The following is a 25,621-nucleotide window of genomic DNA, read 5'->3' as shown; positions in this document are numbered from 1 at the left end:
ATCCGTAAATCAAGCATTTGAGGTTATGGGCGTATAATAGGTATAACTTAGAAAAATCCTAATGAGGAAAAATCACTATGCGATCAGGTTTGCAAACTGGTATGAAAAAGCCGCCAGTTGGCGGCTTGGTTCACAAGTGCTATTCGGTTCACAAGTACTATTCGGTTAACAAGTACTATTCTGTGAAAAATCAATCGTCTTTTGTAAACGCTGACTCGCTGAAATGATCGAGATCGTAAGGCGTTTGTTGGTAGACACAATAGTTCAGCCAGTTTAAAAAAAGTAAATGTCCATGGCTTCTCCAACTCGCTCTCGGTGGGTTATCCGGATTATTATTGGGATAGTAGTTTACGGGGATCGCAGGCTCCATTCCTTCGCTTAAATCGCGAATGTATTCATTGTGTAAAGTATGTGAATCGTACTCAGGATGTCCCGTTACAAATACATTCCGCTTGTCTTTGGTGGTCGCTAAGTACACGCCAGCTACGTCTGATGTGGCTAGAATGTCGAGATCGGTATGTTCTTCTAGAAAATGAGGTGAGAAATCTGCATACCGTGAATGAGGGGCAAGGAAAGTATCATCGAAACCACGAAGTATCGGATGGAACTGATTGTGGATCTCGTGATGATAAACACCAGAGAGCTTCTCTTTGCGTGTTCGCTTTGGTAAGTCGTACAGTAATTTTAACCCTGCTTGTGCTGCCCAACAGACATATAGTGTTGAAGTGACGTGATCGGTTGCCCACTCCATGATGGTTTTTAGGTGATCCCAATAAACAACATCTTCAAACTGTACTAAGCCCAATGGTGCACCAGTAATAATCAAGCCATCAAAGTTCCTGTCTTTGATGGTTTCAAACTGACGATAGAACGTATCTAAATGCTCGGTAGGTGTATTTTTGCTTGGGCGATTGTCAATGCGCAGTAACTCTACATTGACTTGCAATGGGCTGTTGGAAAGTAGACGTAGAAACTGAGTTTCAGTCTCTATTTTTTTTGGCATTAAATTCAGGATCAGTACCCTTAGAGGACGTATCTCTTGGCTTGCGGCACGAGTTTCGCTCATTACAAAGATGTTCTCATGACGAAGTACATCTGAAGCTGGTAGTTGATCTGGAATTCTAATTGGCACGACTCTTTCTCCCTAAACTTGGTCATCTAGACGTCTATACATCTAAAGCTAACCTAATTTGATTTGGATGTCGATACAAAATGTGACATTAAACGTGTTTGTATCTCTTAATATATCTAAATAACCAAAAGACGTATGTGTTTTAACGTGAATGAGTTATTTATTACGGCTGATATGGGTTTTAGTTCTTTGCCTTGTGTTGTTTTGAGTGGATTTAACTAAAAAGCGATTCAGAATAGTCCATTTGTCCAACTTTTACTCGTCTGAGCGGTACTACATGATGTCGTTGGCAATGATGTAAACACGGTTGTCTCGACGTTATTTAAATATAGCGTCAGTGATTGAACTCGGTATAATGCGCGGGAAAATTTATGATATGTCGTTGGTTATCATTTTTTAGTGAGCGTTGATGCCTTATGTTTAAAATGCTTGTTTCTATGCCTCCATTGCTCGCTTTGTCTATTGCGATCGTCTGCGAGGTGATTGCGACCTCTTACATTCCCAAAACCGAGCAGTTCACTAAATTAATGCCGAGCACCATTGTGTTAATTGGGTACGGCATCGCATTCTTCTTGTTATCTGTCACGGTCAAAACAATGCCAGTCGGTGTGGTGTACGCCATATGGAGTGGGGCAGGTATCGTATTAGTAGCGACAGTAGGATATTTCCTTTACGGTCAGAAACTCGATTTGGCCGCCTTCATCGGGATAGGCTTTATCTTAACAGGCGTCATGATTGTTAACCTTTTGTCGAAGACGGTAGGTAACGCTTGAATACCGTAAACGGTGGTTTGATGAACTATTGATATGATGAACTATTGACCTTCTCCTTAGGTAAAGGTGTACGTTGATGTCACATTAAGTGATCGAGATGGGAGAAAGGTTATGGGATGTTGCAATCAAGCCCCTAAAGGTGGCACAGGCAAGCTATCTTATCTGCTAAAGTTCGTTGCCGTGTTATTTGTGCTGATCTTTCTGATGGCCGCGCTCTGGAAATAAGTCATCGAGACTTTTCGCTCCGCGTTGTCGCCAAGCCAATTATGTTAATCTGGTTTGGCGCTCATATCACTTATGAAACACCTTATGTTGCTAATCCGTACTTATAGCGTTTGTTTTTTGTAAAACATTCAATTATTCATTCAATATACTTTAAGTTCTTCCCAATAGTATTTATGTTAATAGACATTGGTACCTGAGTTCGACGAATAATGAGACTTGGCGTGTAGTTAAACGATAATACGACTCCACACATTGATAGGTTCTTTAGGTGTCCGCTTATACGTAGTTTCTAATCTATGGATGGTAGATGTATATTAATAAAATTAAGCTTTCTGCAACGCTTGCAATGTTGTCTTGGTCGGTATCACCGATGGCACAAGAAATCTCTCCCCAAATTATCAACGGTACTCCAACGAATTCGGTGGCTTGGCCTTCTATCGCTGCGCTTTACTATGATGCTGTTGAATATACTGGGCTTTATGGACAGTATTGTACGGCAACGATCTTAGACCAGCAGCACGTGCTTACTGCGGCGCATTGTTTTTATGCTGAGGATGCCGATAAGCTTAATAGAGAAAATCTCTATTACACCTCTATCGTTCTCCAAATGAGTAACGATTCGCAGTTCCTGTCAGGCTCAGCCGTTACGGTACGACCTTCTGAGTTTTACGTTCACAGCGGTTATGTGAATTCCGCCTCAGCACAAGGAGTCCCGTATCCAAACGACATCGCCATAATCAAATTGGAACAGCCGTTGAATATTGACGATAGAGATTTTGTGACTCGCGCAACGAGCATAGAGTCTGGTGTTTATCGCAACACCAGTGAGGAATTTGTGGCTGTGGGATACGGCCTGACTAATCTTACTAGACAAAATGCAACGTCAGATGAGGATGAGTTATTACAAACGTCTTTGTCTTACGTACCAAAGAATCAATGTGAGCTTTCGGTTGGTGATTCTCAGCTTTGTATGTCGGGTGAGTTGAACCCACAAACTGAAGTACGAAATTCTACGTGTAACGGCGATTCGGGTGGACCACTCTATTGGTTTAATGGCAGTAAATACGTTCAAACCGGTATCACCAGTTATGGCTGGGAAGGGTGTTTGGTTAGCGCGACAGATAACTTAACCGCGACGTCCGCGTTCACAGAGGTGGCAGATTATCAAGGTTGGATTGATAGTGTATTAGCAGGTAGTGAGCAACCGATTTTTACGGTTAGCGACGAAACCCGCGATCAATATTATCAGGGAGATGAAGCCTCGGATGATGGAACAGAGACGGACAACTCTCAAGGTACCGATGATTCTTCGTCATGGGATGAATCAATCAGTCTATCCAGCAACGGATCTTCAGGTGGTAGTACGTCATTTGGTATGCTCAGTTTGTTAGCTTTGTTGGGCGTAATGCGAAGAAAGACGCATAAAGTGATCGGAAAACTCTAAATATTTGAAAAGCAGTCAAAGTGAGTGGATTCATTGCTCTAATTAGTGATAACGTGCGCACTTATACTTTGTCGCTTTTACATATCTTTTATATTCCTGTAATGGTTTTACTGTTTAGTGTGTCGAAGAACCATAAAACTCGAGCGCTGTAGCTTTTGTAAAGCGCAATCGATGAACAATGTCTGAAGCCATTATCGTCGATTTCTAATCACTTATTTCTAGGCACACTTTACGACCTCTTATGACCAAATATAACGACCCGAAATTCAAAGCGGCACTTTTGCATCCTCGTTACTGGGGAACACTCTTTCTTATAGGGTTGATGTTCTTACTCAGCCTTCTTCCCTCAAAAGTTCAACGTTTCATGGGGCGCAGCATCGGGCGCTTGGCAATGTGCATTATGAAAAAACGTCAGGTAACCATTAGGCGAAACCTTGAGCTGTGTTTTCCAACCATGGATGAGGTACGACGTGAAGCTATCTTGAAAGCGAACATCGACAATACCGGCATCGCCTTGTTCGAAACCGCCATGGCGTGGTTCTGGTCAGATAATAGAGTAAACAGCCAGGTAACCATCAAAGGAATGGAGCATATCGAAGCGCTAGAAAAGTCTGGCAAAGGCGTGCTCATGCTGGCGGTTCATTCCATGAACCTAGAGTTAGGCGCCCGTGCATTTGGTATTAAGAAATCTGGTATGGGCGTATATCGACCAAATAACAATCCGTGTTTTGACTACTTTCAATATAAAGGGCGTTCGCGTTCCAATCGTACTTTGATTGATCGAAAAAACGTCAAAGGGATGTTATCTGCATTAAACTCAGGAAGTCGGGTTTGGTATGCTCCCGATCATGACTACGGTAGCAGACGCTCTACTTTCGCACCTTTATTTGCTGTTGAAAGTGCCTGCACAACGACTGGTACGAGCTTGCTTGCTGATGCAACAGATTGTGCAATTGTACCATTCACGATGGTAAGGGAAGAGAACGGTCAATATACTTTAACGATTCGCAAACCGGTCGATGGTTTTCCAAAAGATGATCCTACTAATGCGGCGATTTTCATCAATAAAATCGTTGAAGAGTCGATAATGGCCAGCCCTAGCCAGTACATGTGGCTACACCGTCGTTTTAAGACTCGACCTTTGGGTGAACAGTGTTTGTATAAACCACACTTAGTCCCTTTGAGTTAACGGGTAACTCAACTCGATATCTATTTACCAAGTTTTTTGCCGACTCAATATATGGGCGACAATAAACACTGGTAATCGAATCCTCAACACTTAGAATAACGAGTCTGAAATTTGTTACCAAACTAGAGTGATTTTATGAGTCGCGATTACACCTTCGATTGTCTTGTCACCATGCCTCGTCATGAACTGGAAGAGTTCAGTGCCAGAATGATCAGCAAAATGGTGCCAGAAGACGTGATGAATGAGCTGTTTACTTTTGATCAAGAAGAAGTGGATAGTGAAGACCGTATGTTGTCGGCGCGCCTTGATGCAATGCTGCGCATGACAGCCATTGCATTGAGTGAAATTCAACAGGCTTTTGATGATTCAGAGCATGCGACACAAAACAGCCAGCGAATGACTCGTTTAGTCCTGTGGCACTTTTACGCGATCTCATTTCGTTTGGAAGAGGTGATTACGCTTGAAACGCATTGTGAGCAAGTCGAAAAGCTGCTTGAAAACACGCCAACGGATGTTTTTGCTTGGGTTAAAGCACTTACCGATCTTTTACATACTTACGCAGATATGCATTCAAAATAAACAACAAAGCCTGCTTTCGCGGGCTTTGTTGTATTTAAGAGGCAACTTGTGAGCTTATTCCTATAAGTATCTCCGAGCCAGGTGCTTTTTAAAGTAACTGGCATTCAAAGTTTCCCCGGTTGCCGCCTTAACCAGTTCATCCGTCGTCAATAAGCTGCCTTTGCTCCAAATGTTGTCTTGCAACCACGTAAAGATAGGTGATAGATCGCCACTTTGAATCGCAGCGTCAACATCAACCGTTTGCTTCATTGCCGCCATAAACTGAGCTGCATACATCGCGCCTAATGTGTAACTCGGGAAGTAACCGAATGCGCCGTCTGTCCAGTGAATGTCTTGCATGCAGCCATTTTTAAAATTGCCTTTGGTCGACAATCCTAAATAGGTTTGCATCTTCTGATCCCAGAGCTCCGGTACATCAGTATGTTTGATAACGCCATTCATTAAGTCACGCTCAATCTCGTAACGCAAAATAATGTGCGCAGGGTAGGTGAGCTCATCGGCATCAACGCGGATAAAGTCTTTTTGCACTCGGGTATAAAGTTTCTGGAAATTCTCTTGTGAGAATAACCGAGTGTCGTGCGCAGAAAAGTGTGTTCCTGCAAGACGCGCCAAATGTTCAATAAAAGCGTTACTACGACCAATTTGCATTTCGAAGAACAGTGATTGGGACTCGTGAATTCCCATTGAGCGAGCTTGGCCAGAAGGCAATCCTGCTAGTGCCTTTGGTAGGCCTTGTTCGTATCGGGCATGACCTGTCTCATGGACGATGCCCATTAGCGATTGCACAAACTCAGTCTCATCGTAACGAGTTGTTATGCGAACATCACTAGGTACGCCACCGCAGAAAGGATGAACACTTTCGTCTAGTCGGCCGTGTTCAAAATCGAATTGAAGCAGTTTCATGACATCTATACCGAGCGCTTTTTGTGTTTCGCTGGAGAAGGTGCCTTGTGGCTTAATGAACTGCTCTGAAGACTGCTTTTCGATGGCTTGGTTGATCATGTCTGGCAGCCAAGTTTTGACATCACTAAACAGAACATCTAACGACGCGGTGGTTGTGCCAGGTTCGTAAACATTAAGCATCGCGTCATAAGGCGATACGCCTGCAACTTCCGCTCTTATTTGTGCCTCTTCTTGAGACAGTTTGACCACTTCTGCCCAGTTTTTTTCGAAACCTGCCCAATCATTTTCACCACGTTGGGTGCGCCATGCATGTTCACACTTTGAACCCGCTAGGGACTTTGCTTGTACTAAATCTTCAGGCAGAACGTTGGCTTGCTGCCAGCTTTGCTTGAGCTCTCGTAATGTCGCTTTGTCTTGCGCGTCTAATGTTTCTTGTTCTGCTTCTGCAAACCAGTCTTCTAATTGCGGTTGGGTTTGCAGGCTGTGCATATGGACGTAGAGTTCTGCCATCGCTTCTGAGCGAGCTTGGTTGCCTCCAGCGGGCATAACGGTTGCTTGATCCCAGCCACAAATTGCTGCGAGATGTTGAAAGTGGGAGAGTTTATGTGAATGTGTTTTTAGTTTTTCGAATGCGCTCATGTGTCTTTCCGTGACTATAAAAAACAAAATTCTAACAAGCATCTTAGGGCTTACCAAGCAGTTCGCATACAAAGCGAGAGCTGATACCGCGATGTGACGAGAACGTTTAACTTTGTACAAAATTTTTTAACCGACCTCATGATGACTATGTTTTAGGCGAATCAAAAAAATTTAATTGAAATAGATGCATAAATATGACAATAAGAGAACAGTATTATTTCTTAGCTAGGTGGATGTAAGCTTGATACAAAATTTTGAAGCGTTTTTAATCGCTATAACTATACTGACGCTCACCCCTGGGTTGGATACAGCGTTGGTTATTCGTAACTCGTCGCGTGGTGGTTTTACTGATGGTGCGGTCACCAGTTTAGGTATATGCCTAGGTTTGTTTGTTCATGCTACGTTCTCGGCGGTGGGCATTTCAGCCATTCTTGCGCAATCAGCCGAATTGTTCCATTTGGTTAAGATGGTCGGGGCGGCTTATCTGATCTATTTAGGATTCACAACACTGAAGAGCTTATGGCGCAATAACGAAGCACCGCAAGCCTCGGCGGGGCCCATCACACGCCACGAGTTTCGTTTTTCCCGTTCACTACGTGAAGGCTTTTTATCAAACGTATTGAATCCAAAAACCGCGGTCTTTTATCTCGCGTTCTTACCGCAGTTTATTAACCCGGAAGGTTCTGCATTCCTACAGTCGACCTTTATGGCAGCAATCCACTTTGTGATCGCGATGGTTTGGCAATGTGGGTTAGCCGCCGCACTAACTTCAGCGAAAAACTTGCTTAAAAGCGCACGCTTTATGAACTGGATGGAAGGCACCACAGGTGTTGTGCTGGTAGGATTGGGCGTCAAATTGATGTTAGAAGATAAATAGTAACGCACTATTTTTGAATCAAAAGAGCGACGCAATGGTCGCTCTTTTTGCTTGTGGTATTCACACAGCCGGTTTACCGCTCGTTTTTGATCTCTGCCAGCAGCTCGTAAGAACGCAGTTTTTTGTCGTGATCAAAGATAATTGAATGAGCAATGATCTCATCGGCCTGGGTACGCTCGATGAGTGACTTTATCTTCTCCCTCACCAAAGCCTTATCACCGTGAATAGACTCTCTTAGCTGGTGTGTCACTTGGTGCTTTTCATGTGGTAGCCAGAGTGTGTCCATGTCGTCGACGGGCGCAGGGATCTTTCCTTGTCCGCCTCGAATTAATTGGAGAAATTTTTGATACTCCGTTGTGGCTAGGTAGTTTGCCTCTTCAGTCGTTTCGGCAACGGCGACATTTACACCAATCATCACATAGGGCTTACCCAATTGTTCTGAAGGCTGAAAATTGGAGCGATATATTTCTAATGCTCGCATCATTGCATCGGGTGCAAAGTGCGCCGCGAACGCAAAAGGCAACCCTTTAACGGCAGCGAGGTGTGCGCTATAGGTACTCGAACCCAATAGCCAAATTGGAACTTGGGAGTCAGCCCCTGGACACGCTTTAACGGGTTGGGCTTTGGAAGCCGGACCCATAAAAAACTGTAACTCTTCCAGTAGATCAGAAAACTCCGGATCCATTCTCTCTGGGTCGCGTCGCAGTGCGTGCATAGTCGGGTAATCTGTCCCTGGAGCGCGTCCAAGTCCGAGATCTATACGTCCTGGATAGAGAGCGTCTAAGGTGCCAAACTGCTCGGCAATAACGAGCGGTGCATGGTTAGGAAGCATGACACCACCAGAGCCCAAACGTATTGTTTTTGTGTGCGCACCGATATGGCTGATGAGTACCGACGTGGCTGCGCTAGCGATGTCTGGCATGTTGTGATGTTCCGCTAACCAAAAGCGGTGATATCCCAGATTTTCTGCGTGTTGGGCGAGGGAAACTGATTTTTGGTAGGTTTCGGTATAGTTGGAACCTTCTGCAACAGGTGCAAGATCTAAGATGGATATTCGTGGAAATGGCATAAGGCCTCAGAGTTTGGTTGTTCCTCTAAATTATGTGGAGGCTAACTGACACGAAATAAACCCCTAGCGCTTCAATGAGTAGAATGAGCCAGTCAATCTGGTGCAGGAGTGGTTGCCGTGTTTTCCACCTTTATCAGCCAAGCGAGAAGGTGCTGGCAAAGTACTTGCGGTTCAGCTAATGGTAAGTCATGCGCCTCACTCTCAAAGCGGTATAGTTCGACTTGCCAGGCTTTCGCTATCGCTTCTCCACATCGGCTATCTACGAGCTTGTCTCCTGCGCTGACGATGATTTGAGTAGGGCAAGTCGGTGGTGTGCTTTGGCCTTTAAATCTAGCAGCGGCACAAAGTTGACGTATAGCATTGTACGCACTGACTGGGTGCTGTTGAGCGAGATAGTGATGGTGCGCTAAGACTTCAGGATGGCCTAGACTTGTTGGACTGGTCCATTTAATAATCGATTTTTGGAACGCCTCACTTCCCTTTATACTGGATATGCCGATGCTTAACAGTGCGTGGATATTGATTCTACGCCAAAACGGGCTGTAACGAGAAAAGCTCGGGTTAATCAGTGTTAAGCTGGCAACTTGATTGGGTAAAGTGTGTGCCCAGTGGCTAGCAAGCATCGACCCCATTGAAATCGCGACCAGGTGATAGTGATGACAATTTGTGGGGAGCTGTTCAAGCATGGCTGGCAGCATATCTTCGATAGTGAGTGGGCTGAATTCACCAAACTTTTCGCCGTTACCAGGAACATTCGGGGTAATGGTGATAATGTCTGGCGAGGATCGTGTTAGCGCGTCAAGCATACTTTGCCAATGACCGCTTTCTCTTAATAATCCTCTCACTAACACTATCGGTACCATAGCTTGTTTGCCTTCTCCAAATACTTTTCTTCCACACTCAAATCCATGCTGGCAATCAAGTCATTGTTCAGCACTTGAATCAAGTAGTTCAAAAAAGTGCTATGGCGACGTTGAACGCGTTTAATACGGTGGGTTTTGGTTGGATGAAAAAGCTGACTAAATCGCAGCAGTTGGATTGGATTTTTTTTGACCCACAACCATGAGCCTAGCTCTAAAGTCAGCGGCAAGAAAGGATGTTCTGACTGCGCTTGATGTTCGTTTAACATCCAATCCCAGAAGTCGCCATGTGTTGTGTAATGATGCCATTGAGGCTCAAACTGATAAAGCTCATAGTGCGGATAACTTTTACGAAACAAACGATACAACAAGTAATATTGAGCTAAGTTGTTGGGAGGCGTAGTTTGATGGGCATAGGGAAACCACAGTCGGTCGCGAGTACCAAACCCACTATGCAGATCCAATACAATGGTCGTGCGAGCTTGTTTGGCGTAACCTAAAATGTAGTGCGACAACACTTGCAGTTCTTGCTCCATTTTGATCGGATTGCCTCGGTACCAAGGTAGGTGAGCACTAAAGTTTTGCCCAGCATGAAGGTGATAAATAGGGTTATTACTATTGACTGGTGCATTGCGCATCAAATCCACACCATTATGATTTGAACGCCTTTTTAATGCCACTCCCCACGGGTTAACAACAGGTACGGTAACAATTCGCAAGTTATTAAGAGACGCTTTAAATTGCTGATCCCACTCCAATCTTCTCAACAGGCTCTTTATAAAAGCGAGAATGATCTGACTTCCAATACGTTCTACACCGTGAATCGCACCTGTAAAAACTAGGCATGGGGCATCGTTGTCAGTCGATCCAAGTTCAAGCGAATACAAAGGGAGTGCATTCCCTTTATGAGCAATGTCAGCAAGGAAGCCTAAACGTAAATGTCGTGGGTATTGTTTTGCTAGTTGTTCTATGTGCTGTATTTCACGAGGAATGTGTAAGGTCATCTTGATGCTCAGATTGAGGGCAAAACTGTTCCGATAAGTGAATGATTCATAATAAAACGACCAGCTTATCTCACTTATCTAGGTTCGAATAAGTGTAGAACGACTGCGTGGAGGTGAGATGAAGTATTTGTTGCAGTGAGCGTTATTTGAGGTAAAAAATGCGAAGCAGTTACGCTTCGCATTAAATTGTGTATTTCTTGCTTGAGGGCTAAGCTGTCACTTTATCGTCACAGAGACTTGAAGTGGCCTGTGCAAAATAATGCTTCGTTTCTTCTACAACAACATGACGCAGAGCAATCAAACCAATGAGGTTAGGCACTGCCATTAGACCGTTAACAATATCGGCAATAATCCAAATCATATCCAGATGTAAAAACGCACCAGACGCAACTAAGCCGACGAAAATCAATTTGTAAGGAAGGACTGCTTTAGTTCCAAACAAAAAGACAACACAGCGTTCACCGTAATAATTCCAACCGAGGATAGTGGTAAAGGCGAAAAACATTAGACCAATAGATACAAGCATTGGACCAAACGTTTCTGCATTTAAACCGATTGCAAAGGCGTGTGTTGTCATCGCTGCACCTGAAAAGTCACTCTGCCACGCACCTGTTAAGATCAACGCAAGACCTGTCATGGTACAAATGATGATAGTGTCGATAAAAGTACCCGTCATTGAAATCAGACCTTGTTTAACACAAGAGTCCGTTTTCGCCGCAGCCGCAGCCATTGGTGCACTACCAAGTCCGGATTCATTTGAGAATACACCACGTGCAATACCTGACTGGATAGCAAGCATGATACTCGCTCCCAAAAATCCGCCGGTTGCAGCCGTTGACGTGAAGGCAGAAACCAACACCAGTTCAATCGCATCCACCAATTGGTCAGCATTCATGATGATGACGCTTAAACATGCCAACACATAAAACACCGCCATAGTCGGAACCACTTTACCTGCAACACTGGCGATAGACTTGATGCCACCTAACGTTACAAACGCGACCAAAAGCGTTAGCACAGAAGCAGACACTTCACGATCAACACCAAGAGAAATCTCAGAGGCGTCTAAAATCGCGTTAACTTGTGGGAAGGTACCGATGCCAAAACAGGCTACACCGAGTGCAAAGACTGCGAACATGATCGCAAGCGCTTTTGAACCAACGCCATCTTGGAGGTAGTACATTGGCCCTCCGATCATTTGGCCTTTGTCGTCGACGCGACGGTATTTTACTGCGAGCAAACACTCAGCGTATTTGGTTGCCATACCGAACAGTGCAGCAAGCCACATCCAGAACAGTGCGCCGGGACCACCGAGTTTGATTGCGGTAGCCACCCCAACAATATTCCCAGTACCGATAGTGGCAGACAGTGCTGTACAAAGTGCGGCAAAGCTAGAAACGTCACCCTCTTTTTTATTGGATGACTTATCTTTACGAAAGACCATCGCTAACGCGGTTGGCAGGTGTTTAAACTGAATTAAGCCAAGGCTAAAAGTGAAGTAAACCCCTGTGCCCACAAGCAATAGTAGCAGTGGTGGACCCCAGACGAAGTTATCGATAGTTTGCAGTAAAGATTGTAGGTCGTTCATGATTTCCCCTTAATAAAACAACTAATAAGGAGAAGAGGGAAAGGGCGAGATCCATGATCTCTAATTGAACATAGCTATTTAATAAAGGCTAGAGGCCAAAATAGTTAGGTTTTACTTTCCACTCCTCTGTCCTTTTGCCTGAGAGTTTCACCCTGCGTAAACGCAAGATTTGCTCCTTCGGCGACCGATTTAACGGTTCTCTCCAGAGGTTCCTCCAACTACAGTCCCCGCTACCAAGGTAGCACCTGAAATAGTTAATTCTTCGGCGAGTTATGCTAACCAAATGTTAAGGTTTGGTTAATAACTACTCTCCTGCAGTCTTCATCGGAACAATTGCCCAATAAACTGAGCAAAGGTTAGTCAATGATGCTGGTCATCAATGACGCAAGAACTTTATCATGTTTTTGGGTCATTTCAAGGCTCAAAGGGAATAAATATTCAATATCTTTCTGAGCTAGGTGACCAGTCATTACTCTCGATTCTCAACGGTGTAGCCCTGAATAATGATGAGAATAAGATGTGAGAACGATAATTGAACAAACCATCACGTTAAGTCATTCAATTAAGAGCACAAAATTGGACAAAATAAACACACTCAAGCCAAAATGTACGCTATGTTGACCTTAAGAAACAGAGAAATGGGTTACAATAAACTTTTGTGGATGGCTTTGTGTTACTGAGAAGATTTCACAATTGGACAAGGAGGCTGTATGACAAGATTGTTAGCCATTGCGGTGTTGATAGCGTTAGCGTTTGTACTGTTTCGCTATCGGACCAATGAAAAAGTCCAAAAAGCGACCGTCATTACCTTGATTGGCGCATTCCTGATTTATACCGCATCACTCGTGGTGGCGGAATTGATTCGCTAGCCAAGCTAAATAGCATAGGCTTTTGGAGTAATATACGGTGAGTTCTCAGAAAAATATTGAAGAACAAGACGATGTAGTCGTCATTGAAGAGCGTGATAAACGTACTCATATCTATATCGCGATTGCGGCGGTACTCGGCTTGGCATTTGGTGGATTAGCGGGATCAGTGATCACAGCAAACAAATGGGAGTCGACCTACCAAGTCTTAGAAGAAAAATACCAAGCGCTTGCACAAGATAAGACACAGTTGGTGTCTCAGTTCAAAGGTCGGGAAGAGGGACTGCAGCAAGAGATTGATACGAAAGTTGCAGAACTGGTTGCAGCTAAGGATGCTGCGCATAAAAAAGAGCTAAAACAGTTACAACAACAGTTGACTGAAGTAGAAAAGGTGAACTTGTCACTTGAGTCTCAATTGAAACAACAGGCTGCCAAGATCAATGCAACTCACTCAGAAAATGAAAAGCTGAATCGCCAGGCAAATATGCAAGCGACCATGTTTGAGCGTTCTCGTGAAGTGTTCCAAAAAGAGCTCAAAATATCTCAAGCTTTAGAAGCGTTAGAGAAAGAACGACAAAGTTTACTTCCAAAGATTGAAAAACTGAAAAAGCAATGTGATGTGTTTTTAGAAGGTAAATCCTGGGACGTGAAATCTGACGCGTGTGACAAGCACGACGCGGCTAACTCGCGCTTAAGTCAAATTGATCAAATGATCGAAGTGCATAAGATGGACTTAAAGCAAATCAAACAAATCAGTGAAGAGATAGGGTTGTAATTTTCAGCTGAATGGTATTGCCATTTGGCTGAGAAAGTAAGCAAATGCTTTCTGACTTTGTTTGTTTCAGGAGACTTTGTTTCGTTTCAGGAGAAAGGATGGCTCGAATATACTTATTCGATTGGGGTGATACTCTCATGGTGGATTTACCCAATCAGCAAGGAAAAATGTGTGATTGGGAATACGTATATGCCGTCGATGGTGCTATCGAAACATTGGCAGAACTTTCAAAAAAACATGCCATCTATATCGCCACGAATGCGGCAGATTCAAGCGAGGCAGATATTCAATCTGCGTTTGCACGCGTTGGCTTAGCGCGCTATATCAAAGGCTATTTCTGCAAATCCAACTTGGGTATTGGTAAAGGCACTCCCGCATTCTTTTATAAAATCATAGAGAGGCTTGGCGTGAATCCGGAATCATTACTTATGGTCGGAGATAGCTATCAAAATGATATAGCGCCTGCGATTAAAGCTGGTGTGGATGCTATTTGGTTTAACCCGACCCAGCGCTCAAACGATACTTGCTTTCCTATCAGACAAATTCAGAAACTGACAGACTTATGTGAGCCGCAACTTTAGCCCTCGGTCTGGAAACATTCACGGTAACTTGAGCAGGTTTCACAACTTGGTGAGCGCCAAACATAATCTCCGCGGCTTTCATACAATTGGCGATAGAGAAAACGCGTCAAGACCGATATCAATGAGATATTGAAGATTAGAGATGAAGTTGAAGATTAGCGATGAAAACGGTCCGCTGGGGAATGCGGACCTTTTTTATTTTATCAAGAGCAAATACGTTATCTTTCAGGGGTTTCGAGCAGTCGAATTGTTCTATCAACTACGCTTTCAATGATGGCGCTGTTTTCGAGCTTGCCAGAACTAGCCGGTCCAAGCGCACTATTGTATAGCGCCAGTTGTTTCTCAAAAGGTAAATCTAATTGATCGTACAGATTCTGTCTTGTCTCAGCATGTTGTTCTGGCTCTTGATTTCTAAGTCGAACAATAGTGTCATGAATCAGAGATTTCACGTTTATTCCTTTTCTCATTGCGGGGGACGCCGAGATTGTATTCGATTGCATAAGTTAAATCTTAAGCGTCAATCACAGAATAACGGTTCGTTATTGATAGATTGTCAATACCAAAAGGTGAGAACTCAATCGAGATTGTTTGGCACCTCTCTCAAGCTCGATACTATTATTGCGTTACTTATGTTTTACGCTGGATGGTTCTCAATCCAGTGCCTTGCGATGTCTTCTCGGGTCGCTACCCAAACCGCATCGTGAGATTGAATGTAATCTAAGAAACGTTTCAATGCTTTAAATCGACCTGGCTTTCCAATTACGCGGCAGTGCAAGCCAACCGACATCATTTTAGGCGTTTCCGCGCCTTCTTCGTACAGACAATCAAAGGAATCTTTCAGATACTCAAAAAATTCGTCGCCGTGGCTGAACCCGTAAGGCGAAGAGAAACGCATATCATTGGTGTCGAGCGTATAAGGCACAATCAGATGAGGTCTTGTACTGCCTTCATTGTTTTTGTCTGGGACTTGCATCCAAAATGGCAGGTCGTCACCGTAATAATCTGAGTCATATAGCAACCCATCTTGTTCGGCAACAAGCTCACGCGTATTTGGGGAATCACGACCCGTATACCAACCAATTGGACGTGTGCCAGTCAGAGACTCAATGATATCGAGAGCTTGTTGCATGTGCTCACGCTCAACCTCTATCGGCGCATTCTGATAGTGCAGCCACTTCAATCCATGACAGGCGATTTCGTGACCCTCTTCGACAATGGCTTTGGTCACTTCAGGGTTTCTTTGTAGCGCTGTCGCCACGCCAAATACGGTGAGCGGAAGACCACGCTTTTTGAATTCGTTTAAAATGCGCCAGACACCAACACGCGAACCGTATTCGTAAAGTGATTCCATGCTCATGTGTCTGTCTTTATAGGCTTCCGCACCTGCGATTTCAGATAAGAATGTTTCTGAATGCTCGTCACCGTGGAGCACGCAGTTTTCGCCACCTTCTTCATAATTGAGTACGAATTGTACCGCGATTTTTGCTTTGTTCGGCCAGTTAGCATAGGGAAGGCTGTTTCGTCCATAGCCGATATAATCTCGAGGATTATTATTGTCTTGAAGAGAGAGGCCGTGAGGGTTATTTTCGTCCATAAAGTAAACCTTGGTATAAAATAGTTGTAAAAAATCGGGGTGGTTATGTGTCGACCCAAACCTTGATCAAAGCTGAGCGTAAACTTTGAATTCTGCTCGGTATTATCGATTCCAGTGGTTGAACATGCCGTGAATAGGCTTCACTAATGGTGCCGCATATTGGCCGCTTTTCGATGTTGTCAGTTTGAGCTGGTGGAGTGACTCCGCCAATTTCACGGCTGCTGTAACGCCATCAATAACGGGAACATTCAATTCGTCTGAAAGCTCATTGGCTAGATCAGACATGCCTGCGCAACCAAGAACAATCGCTTCGGCGCCATCTTCTTTGATTGCTTTGCGACATTCATCGGCAAGGAGCTGATAGGTTTGCATGCTCAAAGACTCTAGCTCTAAAACAGGAATATCGGTTGCGCGTACTCCACTGCATAGGTGCTCATAGCCGTATCGCTGAAGCAAATGTGCACTTGCAGGCAGCGTTCTTGTCATTGTGGTCACAACACCAAAACGGTAAGACACCAAGCTCGCTAATTGGAATGCAGCGCCAGCGATACCAATCACGGGTTTCGTGGCAATTTCTCGAGCAGCATCTAAAGCAGGGTCACCAAAGCAAGCGATGATATGTGCATCAACCCCTTGTTCTTCGCCCGAACGGATCACATCAAGCAGGGCTGCGGCTGCGAGTGTTTCGTCGAATGCACACTCTATACTTTCGGGACCATGCTGTGGTGAAGAGGCGATAATTTGCGTCGTCGGCAGCGCGATACTGTTAGCACTGATAGCGATTTTATCCGTCATACCTTGGCAAGTATTCGGGTTGATTAAGTTGATCTTCATTTACGAGTCCACCTCAGAAAAAAGCTTTTGAAAATTAATCGGTTCTTTTGGTGAGGTATCAAGATCTAGCGACGATTTAATCATCGTTAAGTGATGCCTCATCCATTGTTCTGCTTGTTGATGTTGACCATCATCGAGCAGTTCAATCAGATCAGAATGGGAGCCACAATCACAGCTCACACTATGCTTTGACCCAAAAGCTGCGATGACGAGTGATGAGCGGTAACACAGTTGTTCGATGAACGAAGCCAATACAGAGTTTCCTGATTGCTTAGCCAGTTCATAATGAAACTTCGCGGTGAGCTGAATTGACTCAGCTAAGTCGCCATGCTCTTCCGCTTTTTGTTCTTGGCTGACGATAGAGCGTAAATGGTGCGACTGCTCTTCATCCCAACCGCGCACGATGTCTGTAATAAGAAGCGGCTCTAGTAGGATGCGACTATTTAACACTTCTTCGGCTTCCGCTTTGCTCGGTTTATTCACGTGCGCGCCTTTATTAGGTTGAATAACCACAAACTTTTCCAATGACAGGCGTTGCAGTACCTTTCTAATGCCTGTTCTGCTGACACCGAAAGCTTCAGACAGTTTATCTTCAGGAAGTCGCTCTCCTGGCTTAAGTTTGTGTTCAACAATCGCCTTTAATATTTGCTGATAGATTCTTTCATCATTTGACATAGTTATTTGAACCATATTTTTCATCTTTTGTATTCAAGCAATATATATACCATGAAACAACCACGATCATAATATTGTATACAATGTGGGTCTAGAACTGTGTGGAGTATAGCTTTGACTGCAAATGTTTGTGTACGCATGTCTCACTGAACTGCGCGTTAGTTTGTCACACAAAGGGTAAGCAAGCACCAAAAAGAGGAGTTACGCGCGAATGTAGTGCATGTTTTTTGTGATATTTACGATCAAAATCGATAAACCCCTTGAATGGCGGGTGTTTCCATTATTGGCATGCAAATTGTATTTAGAATTGTATACAATGTAATAAGGAAATATGATTATGAAAAAGGAATTGCCAGTTAGCCCACGGCTAAGCAACGCAGATTTAGCGCCAGAGAAAGATCAAAAGTGGGGATGGTATAGCATCTTTGCTTTTTGGATGTCTGATGTACACAGTGTAGGAGGGTATGTATTTGCAGCCAGTTTATTCGCACTTGGATTAAATGGCATTCAGGTGTTTATCAGTTTATTAGCAGGTATCTCCATTGTTTTAGTTTTTGCTAACTTGATGGGCAAGCCGGGGCAAAAAGCAGGTGTCCCATTCCCTGTGGTTGCACGTATGTCCTTCGGTGTATTTGGTGCCAATATCCCCGCTGTAATTCGAGGTATTATCGCAGTGGTGTGGTACGGTATTCAAACCTATTTGGCGTCAAGCTCGTTTATTATTCTGTTGCTGTACTTTTTCCCGTCGATGGAAAGCTTAGCGAATGATTCGTTTATAGGTTTATCCTACTTAGGTTGGGTTGGTTTCAGCTCAATGTGGATCCTGCAAGCGATAGTGTTTATGTTTGGTATGGACATGATTCGTAAAGTGATTGATTGGTCAGGCCCAGCAATTTACATCGCGATGTTTGCGCTATGTGCTTACATGATCAACTTAGCCGGTTGGGATAACATCAGCTTTAACTTGGGTAAAGAGACATTGGTGGGTAGCGATGCAATCGTACAAATGATTATTGCGACGGCATTGGTAGCAGGTTACTTTGCGGGACCAACACTTAACTTCAGTGACTTCTCGCGTTACTGTACAAGCTACAAGGATCTGAAATTCGGTAATTTATTAGGTCTACCAGTTAACTTTATCGTTTTCTCTTTGTTTAGCGTTGTCATCGTGTCTGCTTCAATCCCGGTGTTTGGTGAGATGATTGTTGACCCCGTTGAAACAGTAAAACGTCTTGATTCAGGCCTAATTACGGTACTTGGTGCATTAACCTTTATCTTTGCAACTGTGGGTATCAATATCGTAGCTAACTTTGTGGCACCAGCGTTCGATTTTTCGAATGTTTCACCACAAAAAATTAGCTTCAAAATGGGTGGCTTTGTGGCGGCATTCGGTTCAATCTTGCTAACACCATGGAACCTGTTTAACAACCCTGAGGTGATTCACTACACGGTTGATGTACTGGCCGCGATGATTGGTCCACTATATGGCATCATCATTGTTGATTACTTCATTGTGAAGAAGGGCGATATTCATGTTCCTTCTCTTTACACTGAATCTCCGCAAGGTCAGTACTGGTACAAAAATGGCGTTAATATGAACAGTGTCTATGCGCTAGTTATCGCAAGTATTGCGGCTATCATTGCAACCTTCTTTGTTACTGAGCTTGCAAATTACGCACTATTTATTGGTGGTCTGGTTTCTGCAATAGTGTACAAACTGCTCATGGAAAAACGTTTGTCTTGGGTATCTAAAGTTGCGTTAGCAAAACAATGAGTTCATAAAAGAACCAAGTAAGACAATGATAATAAGAACTGCTTTATGTCTGGTATTAAATTGATTTAAACCACCAGCGTAAAGACTAAAGCAAGCGAGTAACGCTGCTATTACTTGCTTGCTTACTTCAAAGGAATGAAAGATGGAAATCGATACACGTATTTATTGTACTCAAGGACCTAAAACGTTAGCGGCCTTGCAACAAGGCGCATTAAACGGTTTGCGTTTTGTTTTCAAAGATCTGTTTGACGTACAAGGGTTCACAACTGGTGCGGGAAACCCGAAATGGCTAGAAACGCACGATAAAGCAGAAAGTACATCCCCGTTAATTCTTTCACTTTTAAACAATGGCGCAGAATGTCATGGTCGAGTTCAAACCGATGAACTTGCATACAGTTTAAATGGTATCAATGTTCATTACGGCACGCCTGTTAATCCTTTAGCTCCTGACTGTTTACCAGGTGGTTCTTCAAGTGGCAGTGCGGTTGCGGTCGCAAAAGGAGATGTTGACTTCTCTATCGGAACGGATACTGGCGGCTCGGTTCGTGTTCCTGCTAGCTACTGCGGATTATTCGGTCTTCGCCCGACATTAGGACAATTGCCCTTGGAGCATAGCTTTACGCTAGCGGAAAGTTTCGATACCGCGGGTGTGTTCAGCAAAAACTTAACCATACTTAACAAGGTATTTTCTTGCCTAAGTCCGAATAAACGTCGCCACACAGTAGCAACAACTTTGATGCTTGATGAGAGCTTAACAAAGACCCTCGGCTCAGAACGCCAGGCTGAGTTGGAACAGTGGGCGAAGCGTGCAGGTATTCAACTGGAATATCGCAATGCATTACAAGAAGCTGGTTACGATCTCGGTGACTTGAGTGCTTTATTCCGAACCGTTCAAGGCTATGAAATCATTGCTCGCCACGGCTCATGGTTGGATAATTACGGACATACGCTGGCTCCTGCGATTCAAGAACGAGTCGAATGGGCTCGTACCATTTCGAAGCAAGACTACCTCAATGCAAAAGAGCAGCAAACGAAATTCACGCAGTGGTTAGCGGGCCAACTGACCAGTAGTGATGTGTTATGGGTATTACCTACCACACCAGGAAAACCACCTAAGCTTACGACTGCGGATGCAGACTTAGCTCAATACCGTTCAGACCTAATGGGATTAACGAGTCTCGCGGGTTTAAGTGGCTTCCCTCAACTTCATATCCCAATGACGAACATTGCCAACGGACCTTGTGGTGTTTCGCTATTGGGTTCAGCAAACCGAGAATATGATTTAATTGCAACCGCATCGTCGTTAATCCTAGGAGAAGCTTAATGGTGTTTCAAACCGCATTTACCGCCCCACATTACAAAGCCACCGAGGTGGGAAAACAAATTTTAGAACAAGGCGGAACCGCGTCAGAAGCGATGGTCGCAGCGGCATCAATGGTCGCGGTACAATACCCACACATGAATGGTATTGGCGGAGACGGTTTTTGGCTGATCAGTAAAGCGGGTGAAGCGCCCGTTGCGATCGACGCGTGCGGATCTGCAGCGTTATCCATTGACCCAGATTATTACCGAACGTTGGGTGACGAATTACCTGAAAAGGGCGGAGAAGCGTCAATTACCATGGCTGGCACGGTGGCGGGCTGGCAAAAAGCATTGGAAATCAACGGTGGATCGCTGTCACTCAGCACACTCTTACAACCTTCGATTGATGCCGCGAGAAACGGCATTGAAGTGACGCAAAGCCTTGTTGATGCGAGCGTAAAAACCTTTGATCGCTTAAAAGACCTTCCTGAATTTAGCCGTTTATTTCTTGATGATGGAAACACGCTAAAACTTGGCGCGACGGTTGTAAACCCAGCATTGGCAAAAACGCTCGAGAGATTAGCAGAAGTTGGTTTGGATGACTTCTACCGTGGTGAGATTGCAGAGCAGGCGGCAAAAGAGCTGCAAGAAGCAGGAAGCCCTTTAACGCTTGAAGATTTCCACCAGCACCAAGCCTTGGTGACTCAGCCTTTGAACGTTGAGACATCAAAAGGCCAGCTTTTCAACCTAGGTGCTCCAACGCAAGGATTAGCATCGCTATTAATTTTAGCGATATACGATCGCTTAGCGGAACAGGCAACGACCGAGCTTGACCACATTCACTTATTGGTTGAAGCGACAAAACAGGCGTTCATTATCCGCGATAAAGTCGTGACTGATGAACGCTATTTAGACAAACCACTGCAAGAATACCTAGATGACAGTGTCGTCACTCAATGCGCTGAACGTATTTCTTTAACTCAAGCGCAGCCATGGCCTTATCAGGCGAAACCAGGCGATACCATTTGGATGGGTGCGACGGATCAATATGGCACTATGGTGAGCTTTATCCAAAGTGTGTACTGGGAGTTTGGCTCTGGCTTAGTCCTTCCGTCGAGTGGAATCATGTGGAATGTGAGAGGCAAAAGCTTCTCATTGGACACTGAACATCACAATACATTAGTGGCGGGGAAAAAACCGTTCCATACCTTAAATCCTGCTTATGCGGAATTAAAGGATGGTCGCCGCATGGTTTATGGAACCATGGGCGGAGAGGGGCAACCACAAACTCAAGCGTGCTTATTCAGCCGCCACATTTATCAAAACATGTCGCTGCAACAAGCCGTGTCGAAGCCGCGTTGGTTATTGGGGCGGACATGGGGTGACACGACAAACAATTTACGTCTTGAAGAAGACTTACATACAGAATACGCGCAAACATTAACGCAAATGGGCCACGAGGTAACTCAGGTTGAAAACTTGAGTGAACTGATGGGACATGCGGGAGCGATAACCCTAGATCTGCAAGGAAAGGCAGACGCTACGAGCGACCCTCGCAGCAATGGCGACATATTTTTAGGAGAGAGATAATGACAACTCAAACGCTATTTGAAACTTTGAACCCACCACAACGTTTGTTGATGGGTCCTGGCCCAATTAACGCCTATCCACGTGTTCATCAAGCGATTTCTCAGGCTCTAATTGGCCAGTATGACCCTGTTATGACGGGGTACATGACTCAAGTTCAGTCTCTGTATCGCGGTGTATTCGAAACACAAAACCAACAAACCATGCTGGTTGATGGCACAGCTCGATCAGGTATTGAAGCTGTACTGGTTTCAGTCATCAAACCCGGCGACAAAGTTCTGATTCCTATTATTGGTCGTTTCGGCCATCTACTTTGCGAAATTGCAGACCGTGTTGGGGCAAAGGTCCAAACCATCAATGTTGAATGGGGTGAAGTGTGCTCACCAGAGCAAGTAGAAAAAGCGATTAAAGAGTTTCAACCAAAACTCCTCGCTACCGTACAAGGTGATACTTCGACGACGATGAATCAGCCTTTGGCCGAATTTGGCGAAATCTGTAAACGTCACGGTGTGTTGTTCTACTGTGATGCAACGGCGTCGATTGCGGGTAACGATCTTAAAGTTGACGAATGGAACCTAGATGCGGTTTCTGCGGGACTACAAAAGTGTTTAGGCGGTCCTTCGGGCAGTGCGCCAATCACATTAAGCGACCAGTGCGCTGAGCTTATCAACCGTCGTAAGCATGTCGAAGCGGGTATCCGAGCGGACCACCACCAAGCAGGTGAAGACGAAGTAATTCGTTCTAACTACTTCGATTTGTCGATGATCATGGATTATTGGGGACCTGAGCGTCTAAACCATCACACTGAAGCAACAAGTATGCTGTATGCAGCGCGTGAATGTGCACGTATTTACCTAGAAGAAGGTGCAGACAACGTGATTGCTCGCCACAAGCAAGCGGGTGATGCGATGGCAAGTGGTCTTAGAGCAATGGGTTTGGAGCTGTTCGGCAATCAGAAATACAAAATGAACAACGTTGTGGGTGTGTATATCCCGAAAGAAGTGGATGGTAACAAAGTGCGCCAAGAATTGCTTCATAGCTTCGGTATCGAGATTGGCACCTCATTTGGTCCGCTAGATGGCAAAATCTGGCGCATTGGCACAATGGGTTATAACGCGCGCCAAGAAGCGGTGCTGACTACGCTTGCCGCGTTGGAAGCGATTCTTGTGCGCAATAAAGCGAAAATTGTCCCAGGCGAAGCCGTGATTGCAGCAATGGAACACTACGTTTAATCCCCCAAATAGAGAGTGATTCAAGGATGAAGAATATCAATGCCGAAACGGTAATGAAGCGTGCTGATATACTCGCGACTTTCACATCATTGGAAGGTGGATTGGAGCGCACGTATTTATCTAACGAGCACAAACAAGCTCACGCCCAGCTCGCTGTGTGGATGGAACAAGCCGGTCTCGAAACCTGGCAAGACAGCGTTGGAAACCAATGGGGAAGAAAAGTCGCGACCAATCCAACCCAACCGACGCTGATCATTGGCTCACATAGTGACACTGTCACCAATGCAGGAAAATATGACGGCAACTTAGGTATTTTACTCGGAATCTCTGCGTTAGAGCTGCTTAAGAGTGTCGAGTTGCCATTTCATGTTGATGTGGTCGCGTTCGCTGATGAAGAAGGCACACGTTTCAACAGCACCTTGATTGGCTCTAGTGCGGTTGCGGGGGTATTTGACACAAACTGGTTGTCACTCAAAGATCAAGATAGCACGTCAATGTCAGAAGCGATGGTTGCCTTTGGTTTATGTCCAGACTCGGTTGGGGAAGATCGCCGTGTTGCTGAGGAAGTTAAATCCTACTTAGAAGTGCATATTGAGCAAGGGCCAGTCCTAGAAGCTAAGAACCAACCGGTTGGAGTCGTAACCGGAATCGCAGGAGCAAAACGCTTTCAATTTAATGTCAAAGGCTTAGCGGGGCACTCTGGTACTGTGCCTATGGGGATGCGTATGGATGCTTTGTGCGCGGTGGCAGAAATGATCACGACGATCGAACAATATGCGACTGAAAACAACGTTGTCGCAACCGTCGGTAAGTGTGAAGTCGCTCCTGGCTCTGTCAATGTGATTCCTGGTGAGGTTAACTTTACCTTGGATATTCGCAGCCTTGAGCAAACGGATCTAGAACGCGGTTGTGACGACCTACTGACTGAACTTAACGTGATCGCTCGGCGTCGCCAAGTGACTTTCTCCGAAACCTTGTTGTACCAAGCAGATGCCGTGCCTTGCGATGCCTCATTGCAGCATCAGTGGGGGGATATCGTGGCGCGAGTGACGGGAGCAGATCCAGTTTACCTGCCAAGCGGTGCCGGACATGATGCATTGGCTATGGTCCATTTGACTAAAGTTGGCATGTTGTTTGTTCGTTGTGATAAAGGCATCAGTCATAACCCACTGGAAAGCGTGCTGGAAGGTGATGTGGGTGTGGCGCTGGAGTGTTTAACGCAAATGATCCTCGCGCAACAGGAGCTTGCTAATTAATGGCTAATGAACACGCGATGACAACGCCAGTTGTGTTTGGAATTGCAGGCAACTCACCGGGTTACTTAGCGCAGACTGGTGAGATCGCTGCGTTTAGCGAACAGGCAAAAGCGGAATTGCAAGCCGCTCAGCGACCTCGTGCGCTGTTCCCTATGTTTGCTTGCAAAAGTGAGCATCGCTACCTGGAACAGATGCCTTTTAGTGCATCGAGTTTGATTCTTCCTAGGGACGAAGGCGCGGTCGTACAAATCGAGCCTGAGCTTGCGTTTAAATGTGATGTGTCGTATTCAGAGCAAGGCCACGTCACCGATTTAAAGCCGCATGCACTGACGCTCATTAATGACGCGACGTACCGTAATAAAGCGGTATCGAAGTTAGCAGAGAAGAAAAACTGGGGGGCGAGCAGTAAAGGACTGGCTGAACAACAATTGAACATTGATTCTTTTTCGGAAGGAAGTTCACTCGATCATCTTCGATTGTGTGGGTTTCATGCTCGAAATGGCGAGTGGCAGCTATGCAGTCAAGACGTCTCCGTTACGGAATATAACGTCTTTTATCAGTCTTTGACCGACTGGTTAATTGAGACGATTAATCAGCAGGGTGACAGTGGCGCGATGCATGATATTCGTTCTGTGCTTAAACAAGCCAATCAGCCTAACCAAATTACGATCGCGATTGGTGCGCCATGCTACACCTCCTACGGAGAAAACCATCACTTAGCTGTTGGTGACCAGACGTTTGTTTGTGTTTACGATGACAGGCATTTTGAATTAAGCGATATAGAGACCATGCTCGCTGAGCCCAAAGAGAGTTGGATAGTGAGTCCACATATAATATGGCTAGAGCAGACGGTATATTAATAT

At 44.9% G+C, this 25,621-nt stretch carries 25 protein-coding genes and 1 riboswitch; of the genes, 14 read left to right on the top strand and 11 right to left on the bottom strand.

Features of this window, described 5'->3' with window-relative positions:
- Nucleotides 1–190 precede the first annotated feature (190 nt).
- The gene (gene metA, locus ONE56_RS07415; RefSeq protein WP_041154424.1) at nucleotides 191–1,132 is read right to left on the bottom strand and encodes a homoserine O-acetyltransferase MetA; all 942 of its coding nucleotides are present in this window, start codon (nucleotides 1,130–1,132) and stop codon (nucleotides 191–193) included.
- Nucleotides 1,133–1,569: 437 nt separating this feature from the next.
- Here metA and ONE56_RS07410 point away from each other — a divergent pair, with 437 nt between their 5' ends.
- The 4 genes from ONE56_RS07410 to ONE56_RS07395 all read left to right on the top strand — a co-directional run bounded on the left by ONE56_RS07410 (nucleotide 1,570) and on the right by ONE56_RS07395 (nucleotide 5,342).
- The gene (locus ONE56_RS07410) at nucleotides 1,570–1,905 is read left to right on the top strand and encodes a DMT family transporter (RefSeq protein WP_408058814.1); all 336 of its coding nucleotides are present in this window, start codon (nucleotides 1,570–1,572) and stop codon (nucleotides 1,903–1,905) included.
- A gap of 532 nt (nucleotides 1,906–2,437) precedes the next feature.
- Nucleotides 2,438–3,574, top strand: a complete 1,137-nt coding sequence (locus ONE56_RS07405; protein WP_423839591.1) for a S1 family peptidase — start codon at nucleotides 2,438–2,440, stop codon at nucleotides 3,572–3,574.
- A gap of 241 nt (nucleotides 3,575–3,815) precedes the next feature.
- Nucleotides 3,816–4,763, top strand: coding sequence for an LpxL/LpxP family Kdo(2)-lipid IV(A) lauroyl/palmitoleoyl acyltransferase (locus ONE56_RS07400; RefSeq protein WP_423839590.1), 948 nt, complete (start codon nucleotides 3,816–3,818; stop codon nucleotides 4,761–4,763).
- 135 nt (nucleotides 4,764–4,898) lie between these two features.
- The gene (locus ONE56_RS07395) at nucleotides 4,899–5,342 is read left to right on the top strand and encodes a hypothetical protein (protein ID WP_041154420.1); all 444 of its coding nucleotides are present in this window, start codon (nucleotides 4,899–4,901) and stop codon (nucleotides 5,340–5,342) included.
- A 60-nt stretch (nucleotides 5,343–5,402) separates the two neighbouring features.
- On the opposite strand, the gene ONE56_RS07390 is transcribed toward ONE56_RS07395, so the two are convergent.
- Entirely contained in the window at nucleotides 5,403–6,884 is a 1,482-nt protein-coding gene (locus ONE56_RS07390; protein WP_331437495.1) for a carboxypeptidase M32, read from the bottom strand.
- Nucleotides 6,885–7,125: 241 nt separating this feature from the next.
- Between ONE56_RS07390 and ONE56_RS07385 the strand changes: the two genes are divergently transcribed.
- Nucleotides 7,126–7,761, top strand: a complete 636-nt coding sequence (locus ONE56_RS07385) for a LysE family translocator (RefSeq protein ID WP_331437494.1) — start codon at nucleotides 7,126–7,128, stop codon at nucleotides 7,759–7,761.
- A 73-nt stretch (nucleotides 7,762–7,834) separates the two neighbouring features.
- Here the strand turns inward: ONE56_RS07385 and ONE56_RS07380 are convergent, their stop codons facing one another.
- The 4 genes from ONE56_RS07380 to ONE56_RS07365 form a co-directional block, all read right to left on the bottom strand.
- Nucleotides 7,835–8,830 carry an LLM class flavin-dependent oxidoreductase gene (locus ONE56_RS07380; protein WP_423839589.1) on the bottom strand — a complete coding sequence of 332 codons (996 nt, stop codon included), beginning with the start codon at nucleotides 8,828–8,830 and terminating at the stop codon, nucleotides 7,835–7,837.
- A 92-nt stretch (nucleotides 8,831–8,922) separates the two neighbouring features.
- Entirely contained in the window at nucleotides 8,923–9,693 is a 771-nt protein-coding gene (locus ONE56_RS07375; protein ID WP_423839588.1) for an alpha/beta fold hydrolase, read from the bottom strand.
- Nucleotides 9,681–10,694, bottom strand: a complete 1,014-nt coding sequence (locus tag ONE56_RS07370) for a DUF2817 domain-containing protein (RefSeq protein WP_423839587.1) — start codon at nucleotides 10,692–10,694, stop codon at nucleotides 9,681–9,683. Before ONE56_RS07370 ends, ONE56_RS07375 begins: the two co-directional genes overlap by 13 nt.
- Nucleotides 10,695–10,902: 208 nt before the next feature.
- Complete coding sequence (locus ONE56_RS07365; protein ID WP_423839586.1) at nucleotides 10,903–12,282, bottom strand: alanine/glycine:cation symporter family protein; 1,380 nt, start codon at nucleotides 12,280–12,282, stop codon at nucleotides 10,903–10,905.
- Nucleotides 12,283–12,398: 116 nt separating this feature from the next.
- Nucleotides 12,399–12,498, bottom strand: a riboswitch (glycine riboswitch).
- Between the two features lie 494 nt (nucleotides 12,499–12,992).
- On the opposite strand from ONE56_RS07365, the gene ONE56_RS07360 reads away from it, so the two are divergent.
- From ONE56_RS07360 to ONE56_RS07350, 3 genes are all read left to right on the top strand, one after another.
- On the top strand, nucleotides 12,993–13,151 hold the full coding sequence (locus ONE56_RS07360) for a hypothetical protein (RefSeq protein ID WP_041154416.1): 159 nt from the start codon (nucleotides 12,993–12,995) through the stop codon (nucleotides 13,149–13,151).
- 37 nt (nucleotides 13,152–13,188) lie between these two features.
- Nucleotides 13,189–13,923: a chromosome partitioning protein ParA gene (locus ONE56_RS07355; protein WP_423839585.1), complete on the top strand. Its 735-nt coding sequence runs from the start codon at nucleotides 13,189–13,191 to the stop codon at nucleotides 13,921–13,923.
- 98 nt (nucleotides 13,924–14,021) lie between these two features.
- Nucleotides 14,022–14,504: an HAD family hydrolase gene (locus ONE56_RS07350; protein ID WP_423839584.1), complete on the top strand. Its 483-nt coding sequence runs from the start codon at nucleotides 14,022–14,024 to the stop codon at nucleotides 14,502–14,504.
- Here the strand turns inward: ONE56_RS07350 and ONE56_RS07345 are convergent.
- From ONE56_RS07345 to ONE56_RS07325, 5 genes are all read right to left on the bottom strand, one after another.
- Nucleotides 14,501–14,614, bottom strand: coding sequence for a nitrogen fixation protein NifQ (locus tag ONE56_RS07345; protein ID WP_280806688.1), 114 nt, complete (start codon nucleotides 14,612–14,614; stop codon nucleotides 14,501–14,503). The genes ONE56_RS07350 and ONE56_RS07345 overlap by 4 nt on opposite strands.
- A gap of 108 nt (nucleotides 14,615–14,722) precedes the next feature.
- Nucleotides 14,723–14,953, bottom strand: coding sequence for a PAS factor family protein (locus ONE56_RS07340; RefSeq protein ID WP_041154413.1), 231 nt, complete (start codon nucleotides 14,951–14,953; stop codon nucleotides 14,723–14,725).
- A gap of 185 nt (nucleotides 14,954–15,138) precedes the next feature.
- Nucleotides 15,139–16,098 carry an allantoinase PuuE gene (puuE, locus tag ONE56_RS07335; RefSeq protein WP_423839583.1) on the bottom strand — a complete coding sequence of 320 codons (960 nt, stop codon included), beginning with the start codon at nucleotides 16,096–16,098 and terminating at the stop codon, nucleotides 15,139–15,141.
- A gap of 102 nt (nucleotides 16,099–16,200) precedes the next feature.
- On the bottom strand, nucleotides 16,201–16,932 hold the full coding sequence (locus ONE56_RS07330) for an aspartate/glutamate racemase family protein (RefSeq protein ID WP_041154412.1): 732 nt from the start codon (nucleotides 16,930–16,932) through the stop codon (nucleotides 16,201–16,203).
- Nucleotides 16,933–17,622 carry a GntR family transcriptional regulator gene (locus tag ONE56_RS07325; protein WP_245228346.1) on the bottom strand — a complete coding sequence of 230 codons (690 nt, stop codon included), beginning with the start codon at nucleotides 17,620–17,622 and terminating at the stop codon, nucleotides 16,933–16,935.
- Nucleotides 17,623–17,944: 322 nt separating this feature from the next.
- Between ONE56_RS07325 and ONE56_RS07320 the strand changes: the two genes are divergently transcribed.
- The 6 genes from ONE56_RS07320 (at nucleotide 17,945) to ONE56_RS07295 (ending at nucleotide 25,618) form a co-directional block, all read left to right on the top strand.
- A complete protein-coding gene (locus ONE56_RS07320; RefSeq protein ID WP_423839582.1) occupies nucleotides 17,945–19,381 on the top strand; it encodes an NCS1 family nucleobase:cation symporter-1 in 1,437 nt (478 codons plus the stop codon).
- A 142-nt stretch (nucleotides 19,382–19,523) separates the two neighbouring features.
- A complete protein-coding gene (locus tag ONE56_RS07315; protein WP_423839581.1) occupies nucleotides 19,524–20,705 on the top strand; it encodes an amidase in 1,182 nt (393 codons plus the stop codon).
- Between the two features lie 2 nt (nucleotides 20,706–20,707).
- Nucleotides 20,708–22,273 (top strand): gamma-glutamyltransferase family protein, encoded by a 1,566-nt coding sequence (locus ONE56_RS07310; RefSeq protein ID WP_423840499.1) that lies wholly within the window; start codon nucleotides 20,708–20,710, stop codon nucleotides 22,271–22,273.
- Nucleotides 22,273–23,502 carry a pyridoxal-phosphate-dependent aminotransferase family protein gene (locus tag ONE56_RS07305; protein ID WP_041154408.1) on the top strand — a complete coding sequence of 410 codons (1,230 nt, stop codon included), beginning with the start codon at nucleotides 22,273–22,275 and terminating at the stop codon, nucleotides 23,500–23,502. The genes ONE56_RS07310 and ONE56_RS07305 overlap by 1 nt, the downstream gene beginning before the upstream one ends.
- 26 nt (nucleotides 23,503–23,528) lie before the next feature.
- The gene (locus ONE56_RS07300; RefSeq protein WP_423839580.1) at nucleotides 23,529–24,758 is read left to right on the top strand and encodes an allantoate amidohydrolase; all 1,230 of its coding nucleotides are present in this window, start codon (nucleotides 23,529–23,531) and stop codon (nucleotides 24,756–24,758) included.
- Nucleotides 24,758–25,618, top strand: a complete 861-nt coding sequence (locus ONE56_RS07295) for a DUF5718 family protein (protein WP_423839579.1) — start codon at nucleotides 24,758–24,760, stop codon at nucleotides 25,616–25,618. Before ONE56_RS07300 ends, ONE56_RS07295 begins: the two co-directional genes overlap by 1 nt.
- Nucleotides 25,619–25,621: the final 3 nt, after the last annotated feature.

This window comes from Vibrio mytili (assembly GCF_049563345.1).
Taxonomy (GTDB): Bacteria; Pseudomonadota; Gammaproteobacteria; order Enterobacterales; family Vibrionaceae; genus Vibrio; species Vibrio mytili.
This window is presented reverse-complemented; position numbering and strand designations above follow the sequence as displayed.